Genomic DNA, 16,696 nt, shown 5'->3' with positions numbered 1-16,696 from the left:
TCAAGCGCTGGCCGCCTGTTTCAGGAGAGGACGGGCGGCCTCGAGATGGCCGGCAAGGTGGTTCACCACATGCTCGGCATCCTTGCCGACGGCAAGGAACCGGCCGGAACCCCAGGTCCAGAGCCAGGGCAGGCCGAGCACATAGACGCCGTCGATGCCCGTCACGCCGCGCCGCTGCACCGGATAGCCGGTGCCGTCGAAGATCGGCAGGCCGACATAGGACCAGTCGGGCGAAAAGCCGGTCGCCCAGATGACGGAGGTGACACCTTCCGCCTTGAGGTCAAGCTCGGTCGGCTCGCCCTGCGGTTCCCAGAGCGGCGTATAGACGCTGGCCGGCGGCGCATCGATGCCCTTTTCGGCGATATGCCGGTCGATCAGCGCGTTTATGCCGTTATAGACCCGGTCGGCATTGTCGAGATTGGCTTTCAGGTTCGGCTCGAACAGCATGCGCCCGCCCGAGACGCCCTCCATGCGGCCATAGAGCGACATGCCCTCCAGCGCGAATTTGCGCAGGTCGATATCGCGCCCGCCGTCGCGGCCGGTGAGGTAGTGGTTGGTATCGTGTTTCTTCTTGGTCATGCCGTCATGCTCGACGGTAATGTCGTACTGGCCGACATCGGCGAGCCAGTCGACCACATCGCGGCCGCGGTAGAAGCGGGCGCAGCGCGGCGCGTTGCCCGTCACCATATGCACCTTGCGGCCGGCCAGATGCAGGTCCTCGGCGATCTGGCAGCCGGACTGGCCGGAGCCGACGACGACGACCGCACCGTCAGGCAACTGGCCGGGATTGCGGTAATCGGCCGTGTGGATCTGCAGGATATCGTCCGGCAGGCGCTCGGCGGCGCGCGGGATCGCCGGCGCGCTGTAGAGGCTGGTGGCGATGATGACGCTGTCGGCGGTCAGCGCCCCCGCCGAGGTCGACAGCCGGAAGAGATCGCCGGCCTTTTCCAGCGAGGTGACCGTCGTGCCTTCCAGCACGGGCGCGTTCACTTTCTTCACGAAGCGGTCGACATAGGCGATGATCTCGTCCTTGACCATGAAACCATGCGGATCATCGCCGTCATAGGGGTGGTCCGGCAGCTGGCATTGCCAGTTCGGCGTCACCAGGCAGAAGGCGTCCCAGCGCTCGTTCTTCCATTTATGCGCCACGGTCTTTTTCTCGAAGACGACATGGTCGATGCCGTGTTTCTGGAGATAGTGGCTGGCCGAAAGCCCGGCCTGACCGCCGCCGATGACGACGGCGCTGTAATGCGGCTTGAGGGAAAAGGTCATGGGTCGGGTTCCTTTCAGAGAATGAAGCTTTCGCAGCGCACGCGGGCATCGGCATCGGCAAGAAACAGGCTGCCCGCCTCCTCGATGCGGGCAAGCTGGCCGCGGGCGAGCGAACAGGGATAGCCGTATTTCGCCTCCACCCGGTCGCTGGCGATGGTCAGCGCCTTGCGGCTGCGGTCGAGAAAATCGCGGATCGGATAGGTCTGGCCCTCCTCGAAGAAATCGCGGATGACGAGCGAGGGCGAATAACAGGTCTCCTCGCGGCCATCCGGCCAGGCGATGACGAAACGCATTTCAGGCATGGGCAGGCTCCTTCAATGTCTCGTAGGCTTGGAGATGGGCGGCAGCCGTGCGCTGCCAGCTGTGGCGGGCGGCAAGGTCGAGCCCGCGCGGGATAAGCCCCGCACGCACCGGCGGCATGAGCGAGATCGCCATGGCCTCCGCGATCGAGGCGGAATTCTGCGGATCGCACCAGACGACGTCGTCGGCGCCGAGATATTCGGTGAAAGGCGCAATCGAGGAGACGACGACGGGCACGCCGCTCGCCATCGCCTCCAGCACGACGAGGCCGAAACCCTCCTTGACCGAGGCGAAGACCAGCGTATCGGCCAGCCGGTAAAGTGCGGGCATGTCCGCGTCGGCAACGGTGCCGAGGATATGGACGGCCGCCGCATGTTCGCCGAGCGAGGCAAGCACGGCGCGGAATTCGCCCTGATAGCCGCGATGATCGAGAAGCGAAGCACCGCCGGCGATGACGAATTGCGCGTCCGGGCGGATCGCGCGCACTTGGCCGAAGGCTTCGAGCATGGCGATCGTATTCTTGCGCGCCTCGATGCCGCCGACGGCGAGGAAAACAGGGCCGTCGCGCAGGGCGAGTTTGCCGCGCAGCGCGCCGGCATCCACGGCGGGCGAGAAACGCCCGGTATCGACGCCGTTGCCGACGACGGTGGAGTCGATGCCGCGCCTTTCCTTGAGCGTCCTGCGCCACATCCAGCTGACGGTGAAGAACAGGTCGGCCCGGTCGATGGAACGGTCCTGCAGCTGCATCAGCCTGGGATCGGCGAACTGGTCGATGTGGTGCACGGTGCGGACGAAGCGCGGGATCAACCCGCGTTCCTTCAGGGTTGCCAGCGCATTGCCGGAAATGCCGTCATGGGCGTGGAAAATATCGAAGTCGCGGGCGGCGGGGGTCTCGAAGTACCTGACATAATCGGCGATCCGCTGCTCGACCATCGCGGTCATCTCGGATGTTGCGACTTCAGTGCTCACGCTGCTGGTTGTGGCAGAGGCAGCGCCACCTGCTCCCCCTTCTCCCCCGCGGGGGTCCGAAGGACGGGTTGAGACCAGTGACTCAACTCCGGTCGATGCCCGCAGGGCAGATGAGGGGGCGGAGCGAAGCGACGCCTCGAGCGGCAGGCGAGAGGCAGACTCTACGTCCGCGGCCCCCTCATCCGACCCTTCGGGCCACCTTCTCCCCGCTGGGGAGAAGGGAGAAACGGCCGCAACCGGCACCAACACCGCGCCACAGGCCGGCTTGCGGAAGAACCCCGCCCCCTTGGCATCCGGCGCATGCAGAACCACCTCATGGCCAAGAGCGGCCAGCGCCTCGGAAAGCTGCATGGCATGCACCACGCCGCCGCGCGGGTTGGTGGAGTGGGAGAGCATGGCGATGCGCAGCGGCCGGCTCATGCGGCATCCTCCCGCCGGCCAAGCTGCAGCAGCGGCGTCTCGGCATGATCGCGGATCACGATACGGTCGGCGCCATCCGTTATCGCCACTTCGCTGCCGGCTTTGACAGTGCCGATCACGGCCGCGCTGATGTTGCGCGCGGCAAAACGCAGGATCACCGCATCGGCCTTTTCGGGCGCGGTGGAGATCAGGTAGCCGAAGCTTGGGAAGGTGGCGAGCCAGCGCTCCAGCGCCACGCCATCCGGCAGCGGGATCGCCGGAACATCGATATCGATGCCTACAGCGGAACATTCCGCCAGCATGATCGCCGTGCCGACAATGCCGCCCTGGCTGATATCCTTGGCGGCGAGCGCCAGTCCGGCCTCCGCAATCTCGGGCAGGATCTCCAGATCGCCGCGCAGCCGGGCGGGCGGCGCATCGGTTGCCGCTTCCCAGTTGCTGAAAGGTTCGCGATAGCGGCCGCGATGGTCGATCGCGGCGATCAGCACGTCGCCGGGCTTCGCATCGAAACTCGTCAGCAGCTTTTTCGCCCTGCCGAGAATGGCGACCGAGAGCTGGCCGCGATCGGTGCGGATATTGGTATGGCCGCCGACGACAGGCACGCCGAAGGTGCTGGCCGCCGCCCGCATGCCTTCGAGCACGGGGGCAGCACCCGCCTCGCCATTCGCCCAGACGGCATCGACGACGGCGAGAGGGCGGCCGCCCATGGCGGCGACATCGGAAATATTGACCATCACCCCGCACCAGCCGGCAAACCACGGATCGGCCGCGACGAATTCGTTGATGAAGCCCTCGATGGCAAAAAGCAGGTAGCCGTCGCCATCGGGCAGGGCCGCGCAATCGTCACCCACCGCCACCGGCTGGCCGGCAAGGCCGAGGCTTGCGGCAACCGTGCCGATATCCGCCTTGGCGGCGATGCCGGAGGAGGCCGAAAGTTTGGCGGCGAGCGCCCTGATGTCGATCCTGCCGCTCATCACGCCGCCTTCTTCGCAAGCGCCACCAGCCCGGTTTCCGGCGTCGGGCAGGGCGGATACCAGGCAAGATCCGCCTTCATCCTCAGATGCGGCTTGCCGTAGACCTCGAATTCCTCGATCACCTCCCAGTGCAGCCGGCGGAAGAGCAGCCCGTTCTGCACCTGCACATTGGCAAGAAACGTGTGGCAGCCCATCGCATTGGCCGAGGAGACGGCAAGCCGGATCAGCGTGGCACCCAGCGCGCCGATCTTGCGGAAATCCTCATGCACGGCGAGCCGCGAACCCCACCAGAGGCCGGGCTCCTCCTGATGGATGCGCACGGTGCCGACCACCCGGTCGGCCGCAACGCCCATCATCGACAGCGCCACGATCGGGATGGCGTGATCGTCGGTCGCATCGCGGTCGTCGCTCTCGAAAATCCTCTGCTCCTCGCAGAAGACGGCGCGGCGCAGCGCATGCGCTTCCTGCCGCTCCCAGTCGGAGGTGGAAAACTTCACCTGGAATTCGCTGGCGCGATAGGGCGGGAAGGGTTCCAGCATCATTTGCTCAGCATCCTTTCATAGGAGGAAAGGGCAGAGCAGGCGCCGCACTTGCCGCAGCCGGCCTTGATGTCGACGGCCTTCAGGCCGCTGTCGACCAGCATTTTCGAGAGCGGGCCGAGGATCGAATGCATGAAATCAGGCTTCGGCGCCGGATGGCTTTCGAGCGGCGTTCCCGAAATCGGCACGAAGGGCACGACGAAGGGATAGACGCCTGTTACAACCAGCTTTTCGCAGATATCGAGGATCGCCTCGCGCGTGTCGCCAAGGCCGGCGAGGATATAGGTCGAGACCTGGCCGCGTCCGAACACCTCGACGGCGGCCTTGAAGGAAGCCATGTATTTCGAGATCGGCACCTGCGCCTTGCCGGGCATGATGCGTTCGCGCAGCTCCGGCGTGACGACTTCCAGATGCATGCCGAGCGCATCGACCCCGGCTTCCTTCATGACCGAGAACCAGATGTCGTCTTCCGGCGGCTCGCACTGCGCCTGGATCGGCAGGTTGACGGCGGCCTTGATGGCGCGCGCACTGTCGGCAAGGATCGAAGCGCCGCGATCCGGCCCCTTCGGCGTGCCTGTCGTCATCACCATATGCTTGACGCCGTCGAGCTCGACGGCGGCCTTGGCGACTTCCGCCAGCTGCTGTGGCGTCTTGTGGGCGACGGTGCGGCCGGCCGCCAGCGACTGGCCGATGGCGCAGAACTGACAGGTCTTGGTGCGGCTCTGGTAGCGGATGCAGGTCTGCAGCACCGTGGTCGCCAGCACGTCGCGCCCGTGCAGCACGGCAATCTGCGAATAGGGGATGCCGTCGGCGGTAGACCGCTCGTAGAAGCGCGGGCGCAGCGGGAAGGAGACTTCGCCGAGCACGCGCCCGTCGCGGCTGATGCGGCTCTTGCCGGCCTCGTCGGGCTTTTCCACCAGATAGGGGCTTTCGAAGGCCGGCGCGGTATGGACCGGCACCATCACCGTCATGCCGTCGATGGTCAGCGCCTTGTGGTCGGACGGGCCGGCGCCGCCGCGGCGGCTCTCGTGCCCGGCCTTGGGATCAACCAGCCTGGCTCCGAAGGACTGCAACTCGTTGATCAGCGTCTCGGTCGGCAGAAACGTCGTATTGTCCATCGCTTTTGGTCCCTGTGTCTGTTTCAAAGGAATGTGCGGAGCCGACCATCGGCTGGGTGGCGCGGCCGTCCATGACGAGATGCAGCAGTTCCGGGCGGGCATAGTGGCCGACCGAATCCATCATCCGCTTGCGCTTGGTGATCAGGCCCATGTCGAGATCGGCGATCAGGATGCCTTCGCCCTCGGTGATCGGCGGCGCCAGATGCTTGCCCTCGGGCGAGATGATGGCGGTCATGCAGCCGCCGCGCAGCGCCTTCTGCAGGCCCTGGTCGGGCGTGATGGAAGCGATCTGCTCGTCGCTCAACCAGCCGGTGGCGTTGACGACGAAGCAGCCGCTTTCCAGCGCATGATGGCGGATCGTCACCTCCATCTGCTCGGCAAAGATCGGCCCGACCATCGAGCCGGGAAACTGGGCGATGTGGATTTCCTCGTGCTGGGCCATCAGCGCATAGCGGGCGAGCGGATTGTAATGTTCCCAGCAGGCCAGCGCGCCGAGCCGCCCGATGCGGCTTTCGACCACCGAAAGCCCTGAGCCGTCGCCCTGGCCCCAGATCATCCGCTCGTGATAGGTCGGCGTGATCTTGCGGCGCTTGAGAATGAGGCGGCCGTCGGCATCGAAGAGCAGTTGGGTATTGTAGAGCGAGCCGTGATCGCGCTCGTTGACGCCGAGCGCCACGACGATGCCGTGCTCGCGGGCCGCCGCCGCGACCGCATCGGTGGCCGCGCTCGGAACGGTGACAGCCTCTTCATAAAGGCGCAGATGCTCGCGGCCGGAGAGAACCGGCGGCAGCACGAAGGAGAAATAGGGATACCAGGGAACGAAGGTCTCCGGAAAGACGACGATCTCGGCACCCCTGGCAGCCGCCTCGGTTATTGTCTCCAGCACGCGCGCAAGCGTCTTTTCGCGCGAGGTCAGGTCCGGCGCGATCTGCGCGGCGGCGGCCCGGACGGTCATTTTCTTTTCCATGGCGAAATCCTTCTTTGCTTTCCCCTTCTCCCCGCCGGGGAGAAGGGTTCGCTCCCGCAGGTCAGAGCGTCCAGGTGTCGAGGATGAAGGCGCCGTCGCGACGGTGGATCAGGATCATGTCCAGCACGTCGAGCGGACTGATCGGGCGGATGCCGGGGATGAGCGACTGCTCGCCATGGCCATAGAGCGCCTGCAGCGCGAAGCGGCAGGCATAGACCTTGCCGCCTTCTTCCATGAAGCCCTTGATCTGGTTGTTGAAGTTCAGATGGCCGGGAAAGGCTTCCGCGCCGAGTTTGGGAAAGCCGCGCTGCACGCCGAGTGTGACGCCGGGACCATAGAGAAGCACGGATGTTTCGAAGCCCTTGCGCTTCAGGCGCTTGGCCTGCAGCAGGTTCACAAGGCCGATCGAGCCTTCGAAGGCGACGGTATGGAAGGTGATGAGGGCTTTCTCGCCCTCCTTGGCCTGGACGTCTTCAAAGACCTTCTCCTCGTAATCGACGAAGAAGTCTCCATCTGCGTGGGCCGGTGCGGTAACTGCGGGCATGAATGGCTCCTGTGTTTGAAGTCAGGCCCCTGTCGCGGGGTACAGCCATTGAATTGCAAGCACCGTGCCAAATTGACTTTGCACAAATAGCAGTCAATTCATGCTTAAAAGCATTCAATTATGCATTCAATTCGGAGGTGAGTTGAAATTGACGCCGATTTGGCAAGCATTTTCGTGCAAAAAATGAATGCAAATGTGAATGAAATGAATGCAATCAATGTGCTGTCAATATAGGGAGGTTTTCCGCGCCGCGGAACATGCCAGTCTCAAATGCGGCATTCGGTCATCCGTCAGGCTCCTGTCGGCCGACGTTTTTGCGTGACAGCGGGATCATGCAACAATATACGGTCAATGTCATCAGGAATCCCTTCTGCGCCGATCACGAATTGCGGATCATGAAATGAAAGACTGGCATCCCGACCTTGCCCGCTCCTCCAGCCCCCGTTACATGGCGATTGCCGATCTCATCGAAATGGATCTGAGAAGCGGCGTGCTGGCTGTGGGCGACAGGCTGCCGCCGCAGCGTGAGCTCGCCAGGCGCCTCAACATCGATTTCACCACGGTCGCGCGCGGTTATGTGGAAGCGCAGAAGCGCGGCCTGGTGGACTCCCATGTCGGCCGCGGCACCTTCGTCACCGGCGGGCAGGACCGCGAGCGGCGCGGCTTCGCCTCCGATGCCGCGCCCGATCCGCGCCGCGCCTCCGTCGTCGACTTTTCGATGAACCTGCCGCCGGAGCCCGACGATCAGGACCTGATCGCCCGCATGCGCGAGGGCATGTCGGCGGTGGCGACCAATCTCATTCCGCTGCTGCGCTACCAGGGTTTCGGTGGTTCCGGCATGGACAAGGAGGCGGCTGCCGCCTGGCTCAGCCGCCGCGGGTTGGTGCCCTCGCAGGAGCGCATCTTCGTCACCCCCGGCGCCCATCCGGCGCTGCTGGCGATCTTCGGCCTGCTGGCAAAGCCCGGCGAGACCGTGCTGTCGGAAAACATCACCTATCCCGGCATGCGCTCGATCGCCGCCCAGCTGCGGCTCAACCTCTCCGGCCTGCCGATGGACGAGGCGGGCATCCTGCCCGATGCTTTCGCGGAAGCCTGCGAGCGTCTGGCCCCGAAGGCGCTCTATCTCAATCCGACCCTGCAGAACCCGCTGACGCTGACCATTCCGGAAAAGCGCCGCGAGGAGATCGCCGCCGTCGCCCGCAAATATCACGTGCCCGTCGTCGAGGACGACGCCTATGGCTTCATCCCGCTGCACGGCCCGCCGCCGCTCGCCGCAATCGCGCCGGATCTTACCTGGCATATCGGCGGCCTTGCCAAATGCATCGGCGCCGGCCTGCGCCTTGCCTATGTCGTGGCGCCGGATACCAAGGCGATCTGGCCCTTCGTCAGCGCCATGCGCGCCAACACCGTCATGGCCTCGCCGATGACCGTGGCGCTCGCCACCCGCTGGATCGAGGACGGCACGGCAGACGCGATCCTGCGCTTCATCCGCGCCGAGGCGGGCGCGCGCCAGCAGATGGTGGCCGATATCCTGCCCGAAGGCAGCTACAGGGCCGATCCGATCAGCTTCAACATCTGGCTGCCGCTCACCAACGGCTGGACCCGCTCCACCTTCGGCAGCCACATGCGCGCCTCCGGCATCGGCGTGGTGGCAAGCGACGCCTTCACGGTGGAAGGGGCGGCCGCCGAAGCCGTGCGCGTCTGCCTCGGCGGCCCGATTGGCCGCGAGAGGCTGAAGGGCGCGCTGGACTTCATGGCCCACGCGCTCGAAGGCCCGCCGGAAATGTCGGCTTCGTTTTTTTGAGCCGCTGGTCCGCCTTCCGCTTCAATTCAATCTATAAAGACCCCGCCCCAAACCCCTCCCCACAAGGGGGAGGGGCTTAACCTGCTGCACTCGCCCTCACTTCTTCAGTGTTTCTAGCTGGGTGATGCGGTGCCACGGGTTAGTCCCTCCCCCTTGTGGGGAGGGGTTGGGGAGGGGTTTTGGCGAGCGCGCAAACTTGTTCCAGCGGTGACAAATCCCGCCGCCGCCAAACCGCGTAAACCCAGCCCACAAAATCGCTGCGTCATTCTGACGAATGGACTGGCAATCCGCTTTCAATGTAATTATATTGTATGCATACAATAATCGGCATTGAATGGATTCTCCCAATGCCCCGCAACGCCGAAAGCGAGATCGCCATGGACACCGAATATCCTCCGCTCCCTCCGATGCAGACCGGCATCCGGGGCCGCTGCCCGCGCTGCGGACAGGGGCATATGTTCAAGGGTTTCCTCACGCTCAAGAAGGAATGCGAAGTCTGCGGGCTGGATTATTCCTTCGCCGACCCGGCCGACGGCCCGGCCTTTTTCGTCATCTGCTTCGCCTGCGTGCCGAGCGTGCTCCTGGGCGTGTGGCTGGAAGTGGCCTTTTCCGCCCCGCTCTGGGTCCAGCTTCTGGTCACTGGTCCCTTCATGTTCGCCACCTGCATTCCGCCGCTGAGGCCGCTGAAGGGATGGCTGGTCGCAAGCCAGTATTTCTACAAGGCGGAAGAGGGCAGGCTTGCCTGATCTCGGGCAATCAAGGATCACGCGGGACACCCTGGTCTCTGCGTCTGAAGGCCGCTCGCACCGTCGGGCGGCCTTTTTGCTGCTCGGGCGGCGGTCGTTCTGCGACGCCAAAATGCCGCAGGAAACGGCTGTCCAAGTCTCTTGTGCAGATTGTACCAATCGGTACAATGTGGAGCGAAAGGTACAGATCAACCAAGGAGACCAGGCATGCCCGCACCGCTTCCCCCCTTCACCGAGGAAACCGCAGCCCGGAAGGTCCGCCTTGCCGAAGACGGCTGGAACAGCCGCGATCCGCAGCGCGTCTCGCTCGTCTACACGCCGGACAGCCGGTGGCGCAACCGCGCCGAATTCGTCACCGGCCGCGCCGAGATCGTCGCCTTCCTGACCCGCAAATGGGCCAAGGAGCTGGATTACCGGCTGATAAAGGAGCTCTGGGCCTTCACCGACAACCGCATCGCCGTGCGTTTCGCCTATGAATGGCACGACGACAGCGGCAACTGGTTCCGCTCCTATGGCAACGAGAACTGGGAATTCGACGCCGAGGGCTTGATGCAGCGCCGTTTCGCCTGCATCAACGATCTGCCGATCCGGGAATCGGATCGCAAGTTCCACTGGCCGCTCGGCCGGCGGCCCGACGACCATCCGGGCCTTTCCGACCTCGGCCTCTGAGGCCCCGGGGTGACGCGTGAAAACCGTTTATGAACGTGCCGATATCGTGCCGCTGCTCGCCGAGATCTTCCGCGAGCTCGGCTACGAGGGCACGACGCTGAGCCGCATTACCGAGCGCACCGGCATCGGCAAGGGCAGCCTCTATCACTTCTTCCCCGGCGGCAAGGAGGAGATGGCGGCCGCCGTCCTTGCCGATGTCGACGTCTGGTTCGAACGCGCCGTCTACGAGCCCCTGCGCCGCGACGACGCGGCCGCGGCGATCGATGCGATGTGGGCGAACGTGATGGATTATTTCCGCTCCGGCCGCCGCATCTGCCTCGTCGGCGCCTTTGCGCTGGACGAAACCCGCGAGCGCTTCTCGCCCGCCATCCGCGATTATTTCGTCCGCTGGATCGAGGCGCTGCGCCGGGCGCTGGTCCGCGCCGGCTGCGGCGAGGCTGCGGCCCTTGCCGCCGCCGAGGAGGCGGTATCCGGCATTCAGGGCGCGCTGGTGCTCTCGCGGGCGCTTGACGACACGGAAATGTTTCGAAGAACGCTGGACCGGCTGGCCGGCAGGCTGGCTGCGGCGCAACCTGGAAGATAGGTTATGGCCGCCGCCCCGGCAGCGGAGCGAATGCCGCAAGCGGGTGAGGGGGCCATGACGCCCTCACCCGTCAGGATTGTGTTTAGGCGTCGTTCCGGGAGGGCAGGCTGACCGGGCGCGGATTCTCGCGCTGCGTGCGGACCTGGCGCCACTCGTTTTCCATCTGGTCGACGACGTGCTGGGGGATCTTGGTCGGAGTTTCTGCGGTGGTTTGCATCGTATACCTCTCTTCCTCAGCAAGGGTGTGGTTACGAATTGATGCATCGCACAATAAAATCTGCGTGTAAATGAACCGGCGTCACACTTGAAACGATTTAGTTAATTTCAATCGATTAAGCGGACGTTAACCACAAAGGACCTGCAGGAAGCGTATCATGACTGTCTCGCTCGATCGGCAATTCTTCTTTCGCAGCGTAAGCCGCTCGCTGTTCAAGGGCAGCCTTAACCCTGCCCGGATCGAAGGCATGAACGCCATCCTTGACTACTGGGACGCGAATCTGGCTACCGCAGATCGGCGCTGGCTGGCCTATATATTGGCGACCGCCTTTCATGAGACCGCCTATACGATGCAGCCTGTGCGCGAGACGCTGGCGGAAAGCGATTCGCGCGCCGTCGAGATCCTCGAGGCCGCTTTCGCCGCCGGCCGGCTCTCCTGGGTGAAGTCGCCCTACTGGCGCGCCGACGAGGAGGGCAAGTGCTGGCTCGGCCGCGGCCTGGTGCAGCTCACCCACAAGCGGAACTACGAGGCGATGAGCGAGGTCACTGGCATCGATCTCGTCGCCCGGCCCGACCGCGCCATGGAAATGGCGCCGGCCGTGACGATCCTGGTCGAGGGCATGCTGCGCGGCAGCTTCACCGGCCATCGGCTCTGCGACCATTTCAACGCCGAGAGGGAAGACTGGGTCAATGCGCGCCGCATCGTCAACGGCACCGACCGGGCCGAAAAGCTTGCCGACTACGGCCGGACGTTCCTCGCCGCCATGCGCGAAAACAAGGGGCGCAAGCGCCGCAAGCCGGTCTGAACGATCGCCACGCGGCGGCGCGGCATTGTGGCCCTGTTGAAGGCGCGGGCGGCGCGTGTTATCGCCCGGCGGGTCCAAAGCTTCAGGCCCCAAGAGCTTTCGGGCCTGTAGACGTCCCACAGGAGTATTCCGCGTGATCCGCCATATCGTCTTCTTCACCGTGCCGGAGCAAAACCGCGAGGCGGTGCGCAAGGGGCTTTCGATATTGACCGGCATCCCGCACGCGCTGAAGCTGGAAATCGGCGAAAACGTCAAGACGGACCAGTGGGGCAACGCGGTCGATTTCGTCGTTTATGGCGAATTCGAGAGCGAGGAAGCGCTCGCCGCCTACAAGGCGCATCCCGATTACGATCGCTCCACCCGCACGGTCAAACCGCTGCGCGACACCAGGACGGCGGCCGATTTCGACAGCGCCAGGGCCGTCACACGCCCCCTGCAGGACTGACGGCAGCGGCCGCACCGCCCCTGCGGCGGCCTATCCCCTTGAATCTGAATAACTATTCCGTTCAGTGTACCGGCAGTGCAGTCATTCTTCGGCTAAGTCATTGATTCTGAATAAGTGATGCTGACAGGCGAAAAAACTTTTATAAAAAATTTCGTTCGGAGCCCGCGTTCCCCGATTTTGAATTTCTTTATGCGTATTTTTGAGGGTTTGTGGATCACTTATTCAGAATCAATGACTTAGCCCGAAAAAACGGCACTTTTGCTACACTAAACGAAATTCTTATTCAGGATCAATGGGTTAGAAGAAGGCCAAAACGGCCTTCGACCGCAGCTGAACCGGGCTGTGAACTGCCGGATGCAGGTTCGGAAGAAAAAGTCGTAAATGATTCAGAAGCTTGGCGGATCGGCGGCTGCCGCTGCCGGGGTCACGGGCTGTCAGGCCGGCTGTGCGCTCGCCCTTGCGCCGCGCACCAGCGCCGAAAGCATCATCACGAAAACCAGCGCGATGGCCGCCAGCGCCGCGCAGGTGACAAGCGTCGGGCCGGCGCCGGCCCGGTCGAGGATGGCGGTGAAGACGACGGGCGCCACCGCATTGGCGAGGTTCTGCGGCATCGACAGGCGGGCCGCCTGCAGCCCGTAGTCGGCGGCGGAGAAGAGGGCGAGCGGCAGCAGCGCGCGGGCGACCGCCAGCACGCCGGAGCCGAAGCCGTAGAGCAGCACGAAAGTGACGAGCAGCGGCGTCGACGGCGGCAGCACGAAGAGCGTCAGGAAACTGAACAGCATCAGGCTGACGCCCATGACCGAGGTCAGGATCGGATTGCCGCGTCTGCCGAGCAGCATGTCGAGGGCACGTGCCGAAATGCCGATGACGCCGCGGGCCGAGCCGAGCTGCAGGGCAAGCGCCGGCGAGGCGCCCGACTGGCGGAAGATTTCGATCAGCGACGGCGACACGCCGAAGGTGACGAAGGTGCAGAGCGTGGTGAAGACGGCAATCAGCATGAAGGCCCTGCGCCGGTCGGCCGGCGAAAGCTCCACCGGCGGCGTTTCGGCGCCGGTCCCCTGCGTGTGCGCCGCCACCGGCTTCGGCAGCCCGAAGAGATGCAGCGGCAGGCAGACGAAGAAGTGCAGGCCGGCCGAGACGAGGAAGGTGACGCGCCAGCCGAAATTGTCGTTGAGCAGCGTCAGGATCGGCCAGAAGATGGTGGCCGAAAGGCCGGTGAACAGCATCAGGATGGCGATGACGCGTTTGCCGTTGGCGCCCTCGCGCTCCACGACGGCGGTATAGCAGGGCGCCGAAAGGCCGAGCGCGCCGCCGAAGCCGATCACGACCCAGGCGAGCGCATAGACGGCGATGTTGGCGGCGGCGGCAAGCAGCAGCAGGCCGGCCGCAATGATGACCGAAGAGGCGGCCAGCACCCTTGCTGCTCCGTAGCGGCCGAGCCAGCGCCCGGTGGCCGGGCCGGCAAAGGCGCTGATGACCATCATGACCGTCAGCCCGGCAAAGATCGCCTCGTTCGGCAGCCCGAGCGAGGGCGCGATGACGCGGCCCATGACGCCGAGCATGTCGAAAGTCGTGCCCCAGCCGATCAGCTGGGTGACGGCGAGCACGCCAACTGTCTGCGCCGTACGAAGCGGGAATGATGTCTGCATGGACCCGGAGATGGAACGGATGAAGGGGCCGCAGCGATAGCAGATTCAACCAGACGGGGAAAGGTGCGGCCGGACAGATCCGGCACGCGTCTGCCGGACGCCGGGATTTTCGCGGCGGCAGAAGACCTTAGCCGTATCGTTCGGAATTCATGTATATTTCGCGCAATAGTCGAGAATTGTTCTAAAAAACCTTCATTACCGTGCATTCATTTGCCATTCAGGTCGCTTGAGTACATAGTCTCAGCACGTTGGCATTACATTGAAAGCACAGCACATGGCCTCTCCTCTGAGCGTCGCAGCATTGGCCGCCGGCCTGGCGGTTTCGGCGCCCTCACCGGACGATACGCACACGCTTGTCCTGCGTGTGGCGGGCGATTGCAGCGCCGCAGCCCAGCAGGTCGTGGACGAGACCGGCGGCCAGCTTCTTTCCGTGCAGCCGGTGGGCAATGTCTGCATCATAACCGTTCTCGTCCAGGGTAACGGCCAGCGTCCGCGCAAGGTAACGGTAAAGGTTCCGATGTAAGCGGAATCGGCTTATCAAGGTTCCAGTGATTTGCAGCGGAAGAAGGCGAAGCGATGCGCATTCTGGTAGTCGAAGACGACGTCAATCTGAACCGGCAGCTGAGCGACACGCTGAAAGAGGCGGGTTATGTGGTCGATCAGGCCTTCGACGGCGAGGAAGGCCACTTCCTCGGCGATACCGAACCCTATGACGCCATCATCCTCGATATCGGCCTGCCGGAAATGGACGGTGTGACCGTGCTGGAAAAATGGCGCGGCGCCGGCCGCACCGTGCCGGTGCTGATCCTGACCGCCCGCGACCGCTGGAGCGACAAGGTGGCCGGCATCGACGCCGGCGCCGACGATTACGTGACCAAGCCTTTCCATGTCGAGGAAGTGCTCGCCCGCATCCGCGCGCTCATCCGCCGCGCCGCCGGCCATGCCTCCTCCGAAATCGTCTGCGGCCCGGTGCGGCTCGACACCAAGACCTCGAAGGCGATCGTCAACGGTGTGACGCTGAAACTCACCTCGCACGAATACCGCCTGCTTGCCTATCTCATGCATCACATGGGCGAGGTGGTCTCCCGCACGGAGCTGGTCGAACATATGTACGATCAGGATTTCGACCGCGATTCCAATACGATCGAGGTCTTCGTCGGCCGCCTGCGCAAGAAGATGGGCGTCGATCTGATCGAAACGGTGCGCGGTCTCGGCTACCGCATCCAAGCGCCGACCAATGCGAATTAAGTCGCTCACCGCACGCGTGCTGCTTCTGACCACGGTCTGGTCGACGGTGGCGCTGGTGGTGATCGGGCTTTTGATTTCGACGCTTTACAGGCGCAGCGCCGAACGCGGCTTTCAGGACCTGCTGCGCGCCCAGCTCTACAATGTCATCAATTCCGTGACGATCGGCGATCAGGGCGCGCTGTCCGGCAGCCCGCAGCTCGGCGACCTGCGCTTCGCCCAGCCGAAGACCGGCTGGTACTGGGTGGTCGAGCCGCTCGGCACCTATACGACCGCGCCGCTCGTTTCGCCCTCGCTCGGCTCGGCGACCATTCCGGTCCTGTCGGTGGTCGAAGCGCCCTTCGACAAGAATTACGAGCGCTATTACCAGGTGACGGACGCTTCCGGAAACCGCGTGCAGGTGGCCGAAACCGAAGTCGTGCTCGATACCGACGGCCGCGCCGCCCGCTTCCGCGTCACCGGCAATGTCGATGTCGTGGAAGACGACGTGCGCAATTTTTCCCACCGGCTCTATCTGGCGCTCGCCGGCTTCGGCGTCGGCAGCCTCATCGTCAATGCGCTCGCCATTCTCTACGGCCTCAAGCCGCTGGACAAGGCGCGCGCCGCCCTCGAGCGCATCCGCGCCGGCGAAAGCGAGCAGCTGAAGGGCGATTTCCCGCGCGAAATCCTGCCGCTTGCCAACGAGGTCAATGCGCTGATCGACAGCAACCGCCGCATCGTCGAGCGGGCGCGCATGCAGGTCGGCAATCTCGCCCATTCGCTGAAGACGCCGATTGCCGTGCTGCTCAACGAGGCGCGCGTGCTCGACCGGTCGCATGGCGACCTCGTGCGCAATCAGGCCGAGGCCATGCAGGGGCAGGTGCAATCCTATCTCAACCGCGCCCGCATCGCCGCCCAGCGCGAATCCGTGCTGGCCAGAACCGATGCCGAGCCGGCGCTGGAGCGGCTGGTGCGCGTCATGCGCCGCCTGAACGTCGAGACCGAATTCGAGCTGATCGTGCAGCCGCCGCATCTGGCCGTCGCCATGGAGCAGCAGGATCTGGAGGAGACGGTGGGCAACCTCCTGGAAAACGCCGCCCGTTTCGCCAAAAGCAAGGTGCGCCTTCAGGCCGTCGAAGCCGGCGAGGACGTGCGGGGAACCGAAGCGAGCGCCCGCAAGCACTGGGTCGAGCTTTCCGTCGAGGACGACGGCCCCGGCCTGGAGCCTGACCAGATCCGCGAGGCGCTGAAGCGCGGCCGGCGGCTGGACGAAAGCAAGCCCGGAACCGGCCTCGGCCTGTCCATCGTCACCGAGATTTCCAACGAGTACCAGGGCCGGCTGGAGCTTTCGCGCGGCGAGTGGGGCGGGCTGAAAGCCAAGCTTATCCTGCCGGGTGTGACAAAGGATGTTGCATGAGCAACTGCTTGATGTCACAAAGATAGTGGCAAAT

Annotated in this window: 19 protein-coding genes; 9 read left to right on the top strand and 10 right to left on the bottom strand. The window is 64.3% G+C overall.

All coding sequences use genetic code 11. The annotated features are described in order from the left end of the window. From ACU8HS_RS03365 to ACU8HS_RS03330, 8 genes are all read right to left on the bottom strand, one after another. Positions 1 to 1,272 (bottom strand): MSMEG_0569 family flavin-dependent oxidoreductase, encoded by a 1,272-nt coding sequence (locus ACU8HS_RS03365; RefSeq protein ID WP_112568726.1) that lies wholly within the window; start codon positions 1,270 to 1,272, stop codon positions 1 to 3. 14 nt (positions 1,273 to 1,286) lie between these two features. Then, positions 1,287 to 1,574: an MSMEG_0570 family nitrogen starvation response protein gene (locus tag ACU8HS_RS03360; protein ID WP_112568728.1), complete on the bottom strand. Its 288-nt coding sequence runs from the start codon at positions 1,572 to 1,574 to the stop codon at positions 1,287 to 1,289. Beyond that, the gene (locus ACU8HS_RS03355; protein WP_447015397.1) at positions 1,567 to 2,961 is read right to left on the bottom strand and encodes an MSMEG_0565 family glycosyltransferase; all 1,395 of its coding nucleotides are present in this window, start codon (positions 2,959 to 2,961) and stop codon (positions 1,567 to 1,569) included. Before ACU8HS_RS03355 ends, ACU8HS_RS03360 begins: the two co-directional genes overlap by 8 nt. Continuing rightward, positions 2,958 to 3,935, bottom strand: coding sequence for a sll0787 family AIR synthase-like protein (locus ACU8HS_RS03350; protein ID WP_447015396.1), 978 nt, complete (start codon positions 3,933 to 3,935; stop codon positions 2,958 to 2,960). Before ACU8HS_RS03350 ends, ACU8HS_RS03355 begins: the two co-directional genes overlap by 4 nt. Further along, positions 3,935 to 4,477: an MSMEG_0567/Sll0786 family nitrogen starvation N-acetyltransferase gene (locus ACU8HS_RS03345; protein ID WP_112568734.1), complete on the bottom strand. Its 543-nt coding sequence runs from the start codon at positions 4,475 to 4,477 to the stop codon at positions 3,935 to 3,937. Before ACU8HS_RS03345 ends, ACU8HS_RS03350 begins: the two co-directional genes overlap by 1 nt. Beyond that, complete coding sequence (locus ACU8HS_RS03340; protein WP_112568736.1) at positions 4,474 to 5,592, bottom strand: MSMEG_0568 family radical SAM protein; 1,119 nt, start codon at positions 5,590 to 5,592, stop codon at positions 4,474 to 4,476. Before ACU8HS_RS03340 ends, ACU8HS_RS03345 begins: the two co-directional genes overlap by 4 nt. Continuing rightward, positions 5,519 to 6,559, bottom strand: coding sequence for a Nit6803 family nitrilase (locus tag ACU8HS_RS03335; protein WP_447015395.1), 1,041 nt, complete (start codon positions 6,557 to 6,559; stop codon positions 5,519 to 5,521). Before ACU8HS_RS03335 ends, ACU8HS_RS03340 begins: the two co-directional genes overlap by 74 nt. A 61-nt stretch (positions 6,560 to 6,620) precedes the next feature. After that, positions 6,621 to 7,103: an MSMEG_0572/Sll0783 family nitrogen starvation response protein gene (locus ACU8HS_RS03330; protein ID WP_113427328.1), complete on the bottom strand. Its 483-nt coding sequence runs from the start codon at positions 7,101 to 7,103 to the stop codon at positions 6,621 to 6,623. Between the two features lie 400 nt (positions 7,104 to 7,503). On the opposite strand from ACU8HS_RS03330, the gene ACU8HS_RS03325 reads away from it, so the two are divergent. From ACU8HS_RS03325 to ACU8HS_RS03310, 4 genes are all read left to right on the top strand, one after another. Further along, complete coding sequence (locus tag ACU8HS_RS03325) at positions 7,504 to 8,907, top strand: aminotransferase-like domain-containing protein (protein ID WP_447015394.1); 1,404 nt, start codon at positions 7,504 to 7,506, stop codon at positions 8,905 to 8,907. A 377-nt stretch (positions 8,908 to 9,284) separates the two neighbouring features. Next, the gene (locus tag ACU8HS_RS03320; RefSeq protein ID WP_112573175.1) at positions 9,285 to 9,653 is read left to right on the top strand and encodes a DUF983 domain-containing protein; all 369 of its coding nucleotides are present in this window, start codon (positions 9,285 to 9,287) and stop codon (positions 9,651 to 9,653) included. Between the two features lie 207 nt (positions 9,654 to 9,860). Further along, positions 9,861 to 10,322 carry a nuclear transport factor 2 family protein gene (locus tag ACU8HS_RS03315; RefSeq protein ID WP_112757892.1) on the top strand — a complete coding sequence of 154 codons (462 nt, stop codon included), beginning with the start codon at positions 9,861 to 9,863 and terminating at the stop codon, positions 10,320 to 10,322. 16 nt (positions 10,323 to 10,338) lie between these two features. Next, positions 10,339 to 10,905 (top strand): TetR/AcrR family transcriptional regulator, encoded by a 567-nt coding sequence (locus tag ACU8HS_RS03310; protein WP_112573171.1) that lies wholly within the window; start codon positions 10,339 to 10,341, stop codon positions 10,903 to 10,905. Positions 10,906 to 10,987: 82 nt separating this feature from the next. On the opposite strand, the gene ACU8HS_RS03305 is transcribed toward ACU8HS_RS03310, so the two are convergent. Further along, positions 10,988 to 11,122: a hypothetical protein gene (locus tag ACU8HS_RS03305; RefSeq protein WP_377313128.1), complete on the bottom strand. Its 135-nt coding sequence runs from the start codon at positions 11,120 to 11,122 to the stop codon at positions 10,988 to 10,990. A gap of 157 nt (positions 11,123 to 11,279) precedes the next feature. Between ACU8HS_RS03305 and ACU8HS_RS03300 the strand changes: the two genes are divergently transcribed. Together ACU8HS_RS03300 and ACU8HS_RS03295 are read left to right on the top strand one after the other, a co-directional pair. Next, complete coding sequence (locus ACU8HS_RS03300) at positions 11,280 to 11,927, top strand: hypothetical protein (RefSeq protein WP_447015393.1); 648 nt, start codon at positions 11,280 to 11,282, stop codon at positions 11,925 to 11,927. A gap of 133 nt (positions 11,928 to 12,060) precedes the next feature. Beyond that, complete coding sequence (locus ACU8HS_RS03295; RefSeq protein ID WP_112705397.1) at positions 12,061 to 12,372, top strand: Dabb family protein; 312 nt, start codon at positions 12,061 to 12,063, stop codon at positions 12,370 to 12,372. 434 nt (positions 12,373 to 12,806) lie between these two features. Here the strand turns inward: ACU8HS_RS03295 and ACU8HS_RS03290 are convergent, their stop codons facing one another. Next, positions 12,807 to 14,021: an MFS transporter gene (locus tag ACU8HS_RS03290; RefSeq protein ID WP_447015392.1), complete on the bottom strand. Its 1,215-nt coding sequence runs from the start codon at positions 14,019 to 14,021 to the stop codon at positions 12,807 to 12,809. A 274-nt stretch (positions 14,022 to 14,295) separates the two neighbouring features. Here ACU8HS_RS03290 and ACU8HS_RS03285 point away from each other — a divergent pair, with 274 nt between their 5' ends. The 3 genes from ACU8HS_RS03285 to ACU8HS_RS03275 are packed head-to-tail and all read left to right on the top strand — an operon-like array spanning position 14,296 to position 16,662. Continuing rightward, a complete protein-coding gene (locus ACU8HS_RS03285; RefSeq protein ID WP_112573162.1) occupies positions 14,296 to 14,544 on the top strand; it encodes a hypothetical protein in 249 nt (82 codons plus the stop codon). Positions 14,545 to 14,597: 53 nt separating this feature from the next. After that, positions 14,598 to 15,269, top strand: coding sequence for a response regulator transcription factor (locus ACU8HS_RS03280; protein ID WP_112573160.1), 672 nt, complete (start codon positions 14,598 to 14,600; stop codon positions 15,267 to 15,269). After that, positions 15,259 to 16,662, top strand: coding sequence for an ATP-binding protein (locus ACU8HS_RS03275; protein WP_112573158.1), 1,404 nt, complete (start codon positions 15,259 to 15,261; stop codon positions 16,660 to 16,662). Before ACU8HS_RS03280 ends, ACU8HS_RS03275 begins: the two co-directional genes overlap by 11 nt. Positions 16,663 to 16,696: the final 34 nt, after the last annotated feature.

The organism is Rhizobium sp. KDH_Rht_773_N, from assembly GCF_052946295.1.
The sequence above is the reverse complement of the archived record's forward strand: the minus strand, read 5'-3'. Positions and strand labels throughout refer to the sequence as shown.

Excerpts from the sequence above, each read along its gene's own strand:
- ACU8HS_RS03325 (WP_447015394.1), top strand. The coding sequence starts at position 7,504 with ATGAAAGACTGGCATCCCGACCTTGCCCGCTCCTCCAGCCCCCGTTAC.
- ACU8HS_RS03290 (WP_447015392.1), bottom strand. The coding sequence starts at position 14,021 with ATGCAGACATCATTCCCGCTTCGTACGGCGCAGACAGTTGGCGTGCTC.
- ACU8HS_RS03335 (WP_447015395.1), bottom strand. The coding sequence starts at position 6,559 with ATGGAAAAGAAAATGACCGTCCGGGCCGCCGCCGCGCAGATCGCGCCG.
- ACU8HS_RS03285 (WP_112573162.1), top strand. The coding sequence starts at position 14,296 with ATGGCCTCTCCTCTGAGCGTCGCAGCATTGGCCGCCGGCCTGGCGGTT.
- ACU8HS_RS03280 (WP_112573160.1), top strand. The coding sequence starts at position 14,598 with ATGCGCATTCTGGTAGTCGAAGACGACGTCAATCTGAACCGGCAGCTG.
- ACU8HS_RS03320 (WP_112573175.1), top strand. The coding sequence starts at position 9,285 with ATGGACACCGAATATCCTCCGCTCCCTCCGATGCAGACCGGCATCCGG.
- ACU8HS_RS03330 (WP_113427328.1), bottom strand. The coding sequence starts at position 7,103 with ATGCCCGCAGTTACCGCACCGGCCCACGCAGATGGAGACTTCTTCGTC.
- ACU8HS_RS03340 (WP_112568736.1), bottom strand. The coding sequence starts at position 5,592 with ATGGACAATACGACGTTTCTGCCGACCGAGACGCTGATCAACGAGTTG.
- ACU8HS_RS03300 (WP_447015393.1), top strand. The coding sequence starts at position 11,280 with ATGACTGTCTCGCTCGATCGGCAATTCTTCTTTCGCAGCGTAAGCCGC.
- ACU8HS_RS03345 (WP_112568734.1), bottom strand. The coding sequence starts at position 4,477 with ATGATGCTGGAACCCTTCCCGCCCTATCGCGCCAGCGAATTCCAGGTG.
- ACU8HS_RS03360 (WP_112568728.1), bottom strand. The coding sequence starts at position 1,574 with ATGCCTGAAATGCGTTTCGTCATCGCCTGGCCGGATGGCCGCGAGGAG.
- ACU8HS_RS03305 (WP_377313128.1), bottom strand. The coding sequence starts at position 11,122 with ATGCAAACCACCGCAGAAACTCCGACCAAGATCCCCCAGCACGTCGTC.
- ACU8HS_RS03355 (WP_447015397.1), bottom strand. The coding sequence starts at position 2,961 with ATGAGCCGGCCGCTGCGCATCGCCATGCTCTCCCACTCCACCAACCCG.
- ACU8HS_RS03315 (WP_112757892.1), top strand. The coding sequence starts at position 9,861 with ATGCCCGCACCGCTTCCCCCCTTCACCGAGGAAACCGCAGCCCGGAAG.
- ACU8HS_RS03365 (WP_112568726.1), bottom strand. The coding sequence starts at position 1,272 with ATGACCTTTTCCCTCAAGCCGCATTACAGCGCCGTCGTCATCGGCGGC.
- ACU8HS_RS03275 (WP_112573158.1), top strand. The coding sequence starts at position 15,259 with ATGCGAATTAAGTCGCTCACCGCACGCGTGCTGCTTCTGACCACGGTC.
- ACU8HS_RS03350 (WP_447015396.1), bottom strand. The coding sequence starts at position 3,935 with ATGAGCGGCAGGATCGACATCAGGGCGCTCGCCGCCAAACTTTCGGCC.